Annotated in this window: 1 pseudogene; it reads left to right on the forward strand. The window is 57.4% G+C overall.

What is annotated here, in order from left to right:
* Positions 1 to 270 (forward strand): annotated as a pseudogene (locus HBA93_RS21240) (ABC transporter permease); the annotation flags it as partial.

The following is a 270-nucleotide window of genomic DNA, read 5'->3' on the forward strand; positions in this document are numbered from 1 at the left end:
TGCGCAGCTGTCGCTTGTTTACGTACCGCAATGGGTGGAGAATATGAGTGCAGGGCGCGGCTGGATCGCACTGGCTCTGGTGGTGTTTGCCTCGTGGCGGCCATGGCGCGTGCTGATCGGCGCTTATCTGTTTGGCGCGGTCACCATTGGCCAGCTGCACGCACAGGCTTTTGGTATTGGCCTGCCGTCACAATTCATGTCGGCACTGCCTTATCTGGCAACAATTGTGGTTCTGGTTATTATTTCCCGCAACCGCCGCCTCACCATGAT

The organism is Ochrobactrum sp. SFR4 (genome assembly GCF_019730395.1).
In the GTDB taxonomy this organism is placed as follows: domain Bacteria; phylum Pseudomonadota; class Alphaproteobacteria; order Rhizobiales; family Rhizobiaceae; genus Pseudochrobactrum.